The sequence below is a fragment of the Pseudomonas sp. FP603 genome (assembly GCF_030687415.1).
GTDB classification, from domain to species: Bacteria; Pseudomonadota; Gammaproteobacteria; order Pseudomonadales; family Pseudomonadaceae; genus Aquipseudomonas; species Aquipseudomonas wuhanensis.
Window position 1 is genome coordinate 1,683,862 of sequence record NZ_CP117431.1, and the last position, 10,183, is coordinate 1,694,044.

7 protein-coding genes and 1 pseudogene are annotated in these 10,183 nt (G+C 61.0%); 2 read left to right on the forward strand and 6 right to left on the reverse strand.

The genetic code is table 11. The features are described 5' to 3' along the window. Positions 1 to 34: 34 nt before the first annotated feature. The 3 genes from PSH65_RS07735 to speB are packed head-to-tail and all read right to left on the reverse strand — an operon-like array spanning position 35 to position 2,983. Positions 35 to 1,546 (reverse strand): cytosine permease, encoded by a 1,512-nt coding sequence (locus tag PSH65_RS07735; protein WP_305425648.1) that lies wholly within the window; start codon positions 1,544 to 1,546, stop codon positions 35 to 37. Positions 1,547 to 1,600: 54 nt separating this feature from the next. Next, complete coding sequence (locus tag PSH65_RS07740) at positions 1,601 to 2,023, reverse strand: nuclear transport factor 2 family protein (RefSeq protein WP_305425649.1); 423 nt, start codon at positions 2,021 to 2,023, stop codon at positions 1,601 to 1,603. Positions 2,024 to 2,032: 9 nt separating this feature from the next. Continuing rightward, positions 2,033 to 2,983, reverse strand: coding sequence for an agmatinase (gene speB / locus PSH65_RS07745; protein WP_019648049.1), 951 nt, complete (start codon positions 2,981 to 2,983; stop codon positions 2,033 to 2,035). A gap of 310 nt (positions 2,984 to 3,293) precedes the next feature. On the opposite strand from speB, the gene PSH65_RS07750 reads away from it, so the two are divergent. Continuing rightward, on the forward strand, positions 3,294 to 4,187 hold the full coding sequence (locus PSH65_RS07750; protein WP_258620607.1) for a LysR family transcriptional regulator: 894 nt from the start codon (positions 3,294 to 3,296) through the stop codon (positions 4,185 to 4,187). Between the two features lie 4 nt (positions 4,188 to 4,191). After that, positions 4,192 to 4,788, forward strand: coding sequence for a tRNA-uridine aminocarboxypropyltransferase (locus PSH65_RS07755; protein WP_305425650.1), 597 nt, complete (start codon positions 4,192 to 4,194; stop codon positions 4,786 to 4,788). Between the two features lie 131 nt (positions 4,789 to 4,919). Here the strand turns inward: PSH65_RS07755 and PSH65_RS07760 are convergent, their stop codons facing one another. From PSH65_RS07760 to PSH65_RS07770, 3 genes and pseudogenes are all read right to left on the reverse strand, one after another. Then, positions 4,920 to 6,275, reverse strand: a complete 1,356-nt coding sequence (locus tag PSH65_RS07760; protein ID WP_305425651.1) for an HlyD family type I secretion periplasmic adaptor subunit — start codon at positions 6,273 to 6,275, stop codon at positions 4,920 to 4,922. Positions 6,276 to 6,284: 9 nt separating this feature from the next. Next, positions 6,285 to 8,446: pseudogene (locus PSH65_RS07765) on the reverse strand (type I secretion system permease/ATPase). 33 nt (positions 8,447 to 8,479) lie between these two features. Continuing rightward, on the reverse strand, positions 8,480 to 9,838 hold the full coding sequence (locus tag PSH65_RS07770; protein WP_305425653.1) for a TolC family outer membrane protein: 1,359 nt from the start codon (positions 9,836 to 9,838) through the stop codon (positions 8,480 to 8,482). Between the last annotated feature and the right edge of the window lie 345 nt (positions 9,839 to 10,183).

Below are 10,183 nucleotides of genomic sequence, written 5' to 3' on the forward strand. Positions count from 1 at the left end.
CAGGTAATGCGTTGACCACAGCTAATGCGTTGAATCAGGCGGCCTGTCGAATCGCCGGTTTACCGAGCGAATCCGTGCCCTTGCTGCGTGCATCATTCGGCCCGAACACCGCAGCCGGTTCCGGGAACAGGCTCAGCAGCGTCAGGTACACCAGCGAGGCCAGGCCGAGGGTCACCGGCAGGCTGATGTCGATGCCGCCCGCCAGATTCCCGAGTGGCCCGACAAACTGCCCCGGCAGGTTCACGAAGCACAAACCCACCAGCGCACTCGGGATCCAGGCACCCAGGCCACGCCAGTTCCAGCCGTGGGTGAACCAGTAGCGGCCACCTTTCTCGCCGCGGGTGAACACTTGCAGGTCGTCCGGGCAGTAGAAGCCGCGACGCACCAGCAGGCCGATGATCATGATCACCATCCACGGAGTGGTGCAGGTGATGATCAGCACGGCGAAGGTCGACACGCTCTGCACCAGGTTCGCCGCAAAGCGCCCGATGAAGATGAAAGCAATCGACATCACGCCAATCAGCAGCGTGGCCTTGACCCGCGACAGCACCCTCGGGAACACGCTGGACATGTCCAGCCCGGTGCCATACAGCGAGGTGGTGCCGGTGGACATGCCGCCGATCACCGCAATCAGGCACACCGGCAGGAAGAACCAGCTCGGCGACACCGCCAGCAGACCGCCGACGTAGTTGTTGGCCGCGATGTAGTCCGGTGCCTTGATCGCGACGATGGTGGCGGTGGCGAGGCCGAACAGGAACGGGATGAAGGTGGCGACCTGCGAGATCACCACGGCAGCCATGATCCGGCGCTTGGAGGTGTCACGCGGGATGTAGCGCGACCAGTCGCCGAGGAACGCCCCGAAGGAAATCGGGTTGCTCATCGCTACCAGGGCCGCGCCGATGAAGGCCGCCCAGAAACCCGGTTGACCAACGCTGACGCTGCCGGCGTAGTTCACATCGAAAGGACCGGCGAAGGCGAAGATGCCCAACAGGAACAACAGGCTGGCGCTCCACACGGCGATCTTGTTGACCCACAGCAGGAAGCGGAAACCGTAGATGCACACCGTCAGCACCAGGATCGCGAACAGGCCGTAGGCCAGGCCCAGGGTCAGGTCGGTTTCCGGCAAGCCGATCAGGCGTTTGGCGCCACCGATCAACGCATCACCCGAGCTCCACACCGAGAGCGAGAAAAAGGCGATGGCAGTCAGTAGCGACAGGAACGAACCGACGATCCGCCCATGCACGCCGAAGTGCGCACCGGACGACACGGCGTTGTTGGTGCCATTGAGCGGCCCGAACAGGCCCATCGGCGCAAGGATCAGCGAACCCAGCAACACGCCCAGCACAATCGCCCAGACGCCCGCCTGAAAAGACAGGCCGAACAGTACCGGGAAGCTGCCGAGCACGGCGGTGGCAAAGGTATTCGAACCGCCGAAGATCATCCGGAACAAGTCCGTCGGGCCTGCGGTGCGTTCGTTGTCCGGGATCTGTTCGACCCCGTAGGTTTCGATTTGCGTAAGGCTTTGGTCTTTGTTGTTGTTATTCATGATCTGCTCCGATCATAAAGGCGCGCTCATCGTGCGTGAGCGTCACCTGTTTGGCTAAGGGGGTGGCAGCCCTTCCGGCATTGCGGACAAATGTTCATGGCAGGCCAGCCATAGGCCTTGTTGTTCTTGGCCAGACGTCTGTTTCTTGAAAACAATCGTCTCGCGCTCCTGGCTGAAGTGTTGCTCCCCTTGCATGCGCAGCTCGGTGGCCACGTCATGGATGAAAATCGCCACGTCACCCAGCAGGCTGACGAAGGCGTTGCTCGAGGTGCACGACAGCACCTCGAAGCCGTCCTCGGCGCGCCAGCTGTCCCACAACGCCTGATAGGCATCGCGCGACAGCAGGGGCTGCTCGAGGGTGTAGAACACGAAGCTGGCGTCGACGCTGAATGCGCCGAAGTAGGCTTCGCGATCGTTACGGGCAAAGGCCGATACCAGCTCGGCGGCGGCTTTGAGTACCTGATCACGTTCGCTCATGACCGATCCTCAGCGATGGACCACGCCCGGCAGTACGCAGAGCATTTCGTACAGCAGGTTGGCGCCCAACAGCGAGGTATTACCGGTGGTGTCGTACGCAGGCGAGACTTCTACCAAATCGCAGCCGACCAGGTCGAGGCCTTGGCAGCCGCGCACGATTTCAATCGCCTGAATGGTCGTCAGACCGCCGATTTCCGGGGTGCCGGTGCCAGGTGCCCAGGCCGGGTCGATACCGTCGATATCGAAACTCAAGTACACCGGACCGTCGCCGACTTTCGCGCGAACTTCAGCCATCAGCGGTGCCAGGGATTTGTGCCAGCACTCTTCGGCCTGAACCACACGGAAGCCTTGATTGCGGCTCCAGTTGAAGTCATCAGCGGTGTAGCCCTGAGCCCGCAGGCCAATTTGCACTACGCGGTCGCAATCCAGAAGACCTTCTTCTACCGCGCGACGGAAGGTGGTGCCGTGGGCGATTTTCTCGCCGAACATGTGATCGTTCACATCGGCGTGAGCGTCGATGTGCACCAGGCCGACCTTGCCGTGCTTTTTATGGATGGCTCGCAGGATCGGCAGGGTGATGGTGTGATCGCCGCCGAGGGTCAGGGGGATCACATCGTGTTCGAGGATATTGTCGTAGGCCTCTTCGATGATCCGCACGGCGTCCAGCAGGTTGAAGGTGTTGATCGCCACATCACCGATGTCGGCAACCGACAGCGAATCGAACGGCGCGGCGCCGGTGGCCATGTTGTACGGGCGGATCATCACCGATTCAGCGCGGATTTCACGTGGCCCGAAACGGGTGCCGGGGCGCAGGGAAGTGCCGATGTCCAGCGGGATGCCGATAAAGGCAGCGTCCAGGCCAGCAGCGGATGGCAAATGGGGGAGTCGCAGCATGGTGGCGATGCCGCCGAAGCGCGGCATTTCGTTGCCGCCCAGTGGTTGGTGAAGAATCTTGTCCACGGGTAAGGCCTCATCGTCGTTGTTTTATTTATGTCGGTTGCACGCTCGGGGAGAGACGGGCACCGCTGGGGGCCGATTCTGCGAAATGCAGTGGCCGGGAAGAATCGCTACGGGCAAATACTTAGTTCAGATTTTTCTAAACTAATGGCGAGGGCGGAGATAGACTCTTACGCGTGATCGTTCCCACGCTCTGCGTGGGAATGCATCCACGGACGCTCCGCGTCCAGCTGTTTCCTGCATGTGACGCAGAGCGTCACGGGCTGCATTCCCACGCAGAGCGTGGGAACGATCTAGGTGCTTGGAGAGCCCCATGGCCAACGCTTTACCCGACCTGAAACTATTGCGCATCTTCGTCAGCGTGGTTCGCCATCAGGGGTTCGCCAACGCCCAGCACGAGCTCAACCTTTCGACCTCGGCGATCAGCACCTACATGAGCCAGCTCGAAGCGGCCCTCGGTCTGGTGCTGTGCCATCGCGGGCGTGGTGGTTTCAGCCTGACCAGCAAGGGCGAGCTGTTCCATCAGGAAACCCTGCGTCTATTGGCCGAGCTCGAAGGTTTCGAACAATACGCCGCCGCCCTCAAAGGCGAGTTGCGCGGCACCTTGAACCTGGGCGTGATCGACTCCACCGTCAGCGATAAGGCCTTGCCCTTTGCCGAAGCCATCGGTGCCTACAGTCAGGAACACCCGGCGGTGCATTTGCATCTGTCGGTCATGAGCCCTTACGAGCTGCAACTCGGCGTGCAGGACAACCGCCTCGACCTGGCCATCGGTGCCTTTTCCACGCGCATGAGCGGTCTGGTCTACATGCCGCTCTACCGCGAGCAGCACTGGCTGTATTGCAGCAGTCGCCATCCGCTGTTCACCGAGCGGCGTATCCCCGAGCAAGTCATCACCCAGCAGCGCATGGTCGGTCGCGGCTATTGGAGCCAGGCCGAACTGGCCCGCCACGGTTTCAAACACAGCGCGGCGACCGTGGAAAGTATGGAAGCCCAGCTGATTCTGGTGCTGTCCGGTGCCTACATCGGTTACCTGCCGGAGCACTACGCCCAGGCCTGGGCCGACAAAGGTGATTTGCGCGTGCTGCTGCCAGCGACGTTCGGTTATCAGGCGCCGTTTTCGATGATCGTACGCCGTGGCCGCAGCCGTGAACCGCTGATCCAGACCTTTCGTGATCTGCTTAAAGCACAACTGAATCAGGCTTAAGACGATGTCCAGAATCCAATGCCCACGCTGTCTACGCCCGCAAACCCATTGCCTGTGCCCGCTGATCCCGAGCCTCGACAGTCGCACTCGGGTGCTGCTGCTTCAGCATCCGAGCGAAGTGAACCATGCGCTGAACACCGCGCGGCTGGCCGTGATGGGATTGAAGAATGCCGAGTTGATTGTGGGCGAGGTGTTCGAGGATCTGCCGGCGCTGCTGAATCAGCCGGGCTATCAGGCGCGGCTACTGTTTCCCGGCGAGGAGGCGCAGCCGATGCAGGCCTGCACCGCCAATGATGAGCCGCTGCTGCTGGTGGTTCCGGACGGCACCTGGCGCAAGGCGCGCAAAATGCTGCACCTCAATCCGTTGTTGGCGGCGTTGCCCAGGGTGACATTGGCCGAAGGCGGGGTGTCGCGTTATCGCCTGCGCAAGGCGCCGGGGCCGGGGGCGCTGTCGACAGTGGAGGCGATTGTGCAGGCGTTGCAGACCCTGGAAGCGCCGAGCACGTTCGAGCCGTTGCTACGACCGTTCGAGGCGTTGATCGAGGGGCAGATTGTGGCAATGGGGGAGGAGGTTTTTCAGCGCAATCATGGGCCGAAATAGTGATCGTTCCCACGCTCTGCGTGGGAATGCATCCAGTGACGCTCTGCGTCACATCCGGGAAGGGACGCGGAGCGTCCCGGGCGGCATTCCCACGCGGAGCGTGGGAACGATCACACAGGAGCGCGTCCAGCCTATCTTTCGCGCATCGCCTCTGTCCGGGCTTTCAACACCGGTTTGAGCAGGTAATCCAGCACGCTTTTCTCCCCGGTAATAATGTCCACCGTCGCCACCATCCCCGGAATGATCAGCAGCGGTTTCAGATCCCCGCCCAAGTGATTCTTATCGGTCCGCACCTGAATCAGATAAAAGCTGTTGCCCTTGTCATCGGTGATCGTATCCGCGCCGATCAGCTCCAGCTTCGCACTCAATCCCCCATAAATCGTGTAGTCGTAAGCGCTGAACTTGACCATGGCTTTCTGGCCCGGGTGCAGGAACGCCACGTCTTGAGGCCGGACCTTGGCTTCGATCAGCAGGTTGTCTTCCAGCGGCACGATTTCCACCATGTCGTTGCCCGGCTGAACCACGCCACCGATGGTATTGACCTTCAGCATTTTGATAATGCCGTGAACCGGCGACACCACCGTGGTGCGTGTCACCCGGTCGTCGATGGCAATGCTCGAGGCAGTGATTTTCGACAGGTCGGTGCGTTTCTCATTCAGCTCTTTCGCCGCGTCCGAGCGGAAGGATTGTTCGGACTCATCGATCTTGCTTTTGATCTCATTGATTGCCGATTCGGCCCGGGGAATCGCCAGGGTCGTGGCGTTCAGCGAGCCGCGGATTTCCACCGCGCTGCGTTTGAGTCGCAGGATTTCCACCGGCGACACCGCCCCGGTGCCCACCAGCGGCGCAGACATGTTCATCTCTTGTTGCAGCAGCGCCAGGCTGGAACTGAACTGCCCTTGCTTGGAACGGAATTCCGCCAGCTCCTGGGTTTTCTGCCGAAGTTGTTCGGTCAGTGTGCGCTGCTCGCTGGCCAGTCTGCGTTGGCGTTGTTCGTACAGCGAGCGTTCGTCCTCGGCCACTTGCGGCGCCTTGGCGATCACTTCCGCGGACAGCTTGAACGGCCGGCCTTCCGCTTCGGCGGACAGCCGTTCGACCTGTGCGGTCAGTGCATAACGATCCGCTTCACTTTCACCTTTGTTCGACAGGAATCGCGTGTCATCCAGGCGCAGCAAGGTGTCGCCCTTGTTCACCATTTGCCCTTCGCGCACGAAAATTTCCGTGACGATGCCGCCCTCCAGGTTCTGGATTACTTGAATCTTGCTCGACGGAATCGCCTTGCCTTCACCTGTGGTGACTTCCTGCAACACGGCGAACTTGGCCCAAACCAGTGCGGTGATCAGCAGCGCCGCTGCCAGCCACACGGTGATCCGCGACCAGCGCGGCGAATCCTGCAACGAGGCGCCGGCGGTTTCCGGCATGAATTCGACTTCGGCACTTTTGCCGAAACTGTTGAAGTAGCCACGGGAACCTTGATCCGCAGACATGGGCAACTCCTAAACCGTCGCAGAGCCAACGCGGCCCTTGCGCAATGCATCGATGACCGCTTCTTTGGGGCCGTCGGCGACGATCCGGCCGTTGTCCAGCACCACCAACCCGGTCCACCAGGCTGAGCATCGAGGTGCGGTGAGTGACCAGCAGCAGGGTTTTGCCCTGAATCCAGCCGTGAAGTTTCTGTCGCAGGACGTCTTCGCTGCTGTTGTCCATGGCGCTGGTGGGTTCATCGAGCAGCATGATCGGCGGGTCGAGCAACAAGGCCCGCGCCAACAATACCGCTTGCCGTTGCCCGCCCGACAGCAGCTGACCGCGTTCGCCCACCGGCCGGTCGAAGCCCTGGGGATGTTGGCGAGCCAGTTCGGTGACGCCGGTCAGTTCGGCGACTTCAAGCATCCGCGCATCGCTGATGTAACGGGCACCGAGGGGTCAGGTTGTCGCGCAGGCTGCCGGCCAGCAGCGGCAGGTCGTGGGCGACGTAGCCGATCTGTTGACGCAGGTCGGCGACGTCCAGTTGCCGCAGGTCCAGGCCATCGAGCAGCAACTGGCCTTCTTCCGGCGCATAGAACCCCATCACCAGTCGCGCCAATGTGCTTTTACCCGAACCGCTGCGGCCGATGATGCCGATCCGTTCGCCGGGTTTCATGCTGAAGCTGACATTGGCCAGGGCCGGGGCGTTCTGGCCGTTGTAGTGGAACGTCACGCCGCTGACAGCCAGTGCGCCTTGCAGTTGCGTGCGCTCCAATGGCCGCTGTTTGGCGTCACGTTCTTGCGGCAACGACATCAGCGCATCGGTGCTTTTCATGGTCAGTTGTGCTTGCTGATAACGGGTGATCAGCCCGGCGATCTGCCCCAGCGGCGCGAGCACGCGGCTGCCAAGCATGTAGGTCGCCACCAGCGCACCGACGCTGAGGTTGCCGGCGATGATGCTGTAGACCCCGGCGACGATGGTCGCCATGCCGGAGAATTGCTGAATGAACAGCGTGCCGTTGGTGGCCAGCGCCGAGAGGTTGCGCGCATGGCTGTCGAGGCGGGTGAGGGCGCCGTGGGTGCTTTCCCATGTGTGCTGGCGTTCGCTTTCGGCGCTGCACGCCTTGAGGGTTTCCAGGCCGCCGAGGGTTTCGATCAGCAGGGCCTGGCGTTCGGCGCCCAGGCTCAGACTCTTCTGCACGGTGTCGCGCAGACGTGCCTGAATCACCATGGCAAAGATGATTGTGATGGGGAAGGCCAACAGCGGAATCACCACCAGCCAGCCACCGAGCAGGCCGATCACCACCAGCATCAACACCGCGAAGGGCAGGTCGATCAGGCTGGTCAGCGTGACGGCGGTGAGAAATTCCCGCAGACCCTGAAAGTCATGAATGCTCTGGGCGAAACCACCGATGGTCGCTGGTCGCGCTTTCATCGCCATGCCGGTGATGCGTTCGAACAAGGTCGCCGAAAGAATCACGTCGGTTTTCTTCCCGGCGGTGTCCAGCAAGTGCGCGCGAACCACCCGCAGCACCAGTTCGAACCCGGTGCCGATCAGCAAGCCGATCGACAGCACCCACAACGTTGAAGTGGCCTGGTTCGGCACCACCCGGTCGTAGGTCTGCATCACGAACAGCGGCACCATCAGCCCCAACAGGTTGATCAGGAAACTCGCCAGAATCGCATCGCTGTACAGCCACTTCGACAACTTCAACGTGTCGCGAAACCACGCTTCCACTCGCGGCACCAGCGGCGCGCGCAAGTCTTCGAGTTCATGCCGCGGCCGGGCGAACAAGGCCTGGCCGCTGTAGTTGGCGGTCAGCTCGTCCGTGCTGACCCATTGTTCTCCGCCGTCGGCTTCGCTCGGCAGGATCAACGCCTGACCGTCATCGCCGAAGCGACGCAAGATAGCGCAGCGGCCATGGTTGAGGATCAGCATCACAGGCAGGTTGAGCGCGGAAATATCCCCCAGTTCACGGCGCAACACACGCGCCTGCAAACTGGCCCGGGCCGCTGCGCGCGGCAGCAGGTCCAGGCTCAAGCGTTGGTGTGCCAATGGCAGCCCGGCACTCAGGCTGGCGCGACTGACCGTCGCGCCATGAAGTTTGCAGAGGATCAACAGACCGTCCAGAAGCGGGTCATCGAAGCTCAGGCGCGGATCGACACCCGTGTTGCCGGTTTCCATGCTGGTCACATTGATCGCTCCCTTTGCGCTACTTCATATGAGCTACTTCAGTTCAGGCAAACGCGCTTCGTTTTTCACTTCGGTGGAGGCGATCGCATCGGCGGGCAGCACCACCCGTTGTTTGCTCAGCAACTGACCCATGTTCGCCAGCACGCGGTACATCGAAAACTCCTCGGTGTAGCGCACTTCGGTGTAGCGGCGGTTGGCGTTGTAGAGCTCGTTTTCACTGTCGAGCAAGTCGAGCAGGGTCCGTTGGCCAAGACCGAACTGATCCTGATACGCAGCGCGCACACGGGTGGTGGTCTCGGCGTATTCACGGGCGGTCGGGGTTTGTTTCTTGGCGTTGAGCATGGCGTTCCAGGCCAGGTGGATGTTCTCATTGAGTTGGCGCAGGGCGTTGTTGCGGATGTCCAGCGCCTGGTTGATCTGGTGCGCATTGGAGGCCAGCCGGGCCTTGTCGCTGCCGCCACGGAACAGGTTGTAGTTCATCACCACACCCACTCGCCATTCGTTGTCGTGGCCTTCGTCGCCCTGAATATTGTTATTCGCGCCCACCGCCGCTTCAGCGTCAAAACGCGGGTAGAACGGCGACTTGGAGACTTCGTACTGGCTCTCGGCCGATTGCACATCGGCCTGGGCGGATTTCAGGTACGGGTTGTTTTCCACCATGCTCTGCTGGGCTTCCGGCAGGGTGGCGGGCAATTCGCCGCGAGTCGATGGCGGCGCTTCGAGTTCATCGGGCATGCGCCCCACGACGCTGTAGAAGTTCGTCTCGGCATCGGCCAGATCGACTTCGGCGGTGTCGAGGTTGTTTTGCGCCAGCGCCCGGCGAGCGGTGGACTGATCGGAGTCGGCGTTGCTGCCGACCCCACGCTGGGTGCGCAGGCCGATCTGATCGTTGACACGCATGTGCGCTTGCAGGTTGTTCTTGGCCAGGGTCACCAGTTCGCGACGCTTGAGCACTTCGAGGTACACCTCGACGGTGCGCAGGGCCAGATCCTGGGCGGTGCCCTGAGCGTAATAGGCTCGCGAGTTGGCCACGCCTTTGGTGCGCGCGACCTCGTTGGAGGTGTTGAAACCGTCGAACAGCATCTGCCGCAGGCGCAGTTCCGATTGGGTGTAGGTGAGGATTTCGGTGTGGTGATTGCCCTGCGCCCGAGTGGTGGTGTTATCGCTGTACCCGCGCCCGTAGCCGGCGTTCAAATCCACCGATGGATAAAAGCCCCCTTTGGCGACTTTAATCTGCTCGTCGGCCGAGAGCCGGGCATCGACCCGCGACGACAGTTCCGGGTGGGTCGCAATGGTGCTCTGGATCGCCTCGGTCAATGACATCGCCTGAGCCTGAGAAGTGCAGGCCATGGCCAGCAAAATCGCGCTGCAGAGGGGGGTTAAAACGCGCATGGATGCCTCTCCCTGATTCCTGATGGTGCTTAGTGAGTTGCCAAATATTTGACGTTATTTTTAAGTGAAACCGTCTCACGCTTGTTACAACAGAGCTAAGAACATCCTGAAGAGAAGCTAAGAAGGATTTCTCATAAGACATATGCCGAAAAAAACTTATGCGCTCTGAAAAATCCAGCACATTGTTCAATGCGAAAGCCTTGTTTTTATGAGCTCTCAGAGCATCGACGGGCTTTATAAAAGTTCCATTCACTTTTCGACACAGGGCGAAGAAGTGCTGGAGGGGAGGGAAGCGAGACGGTTTTAAAGTGACAGTTTTTTGTCGCTCGAGTGATTCAAAACCGT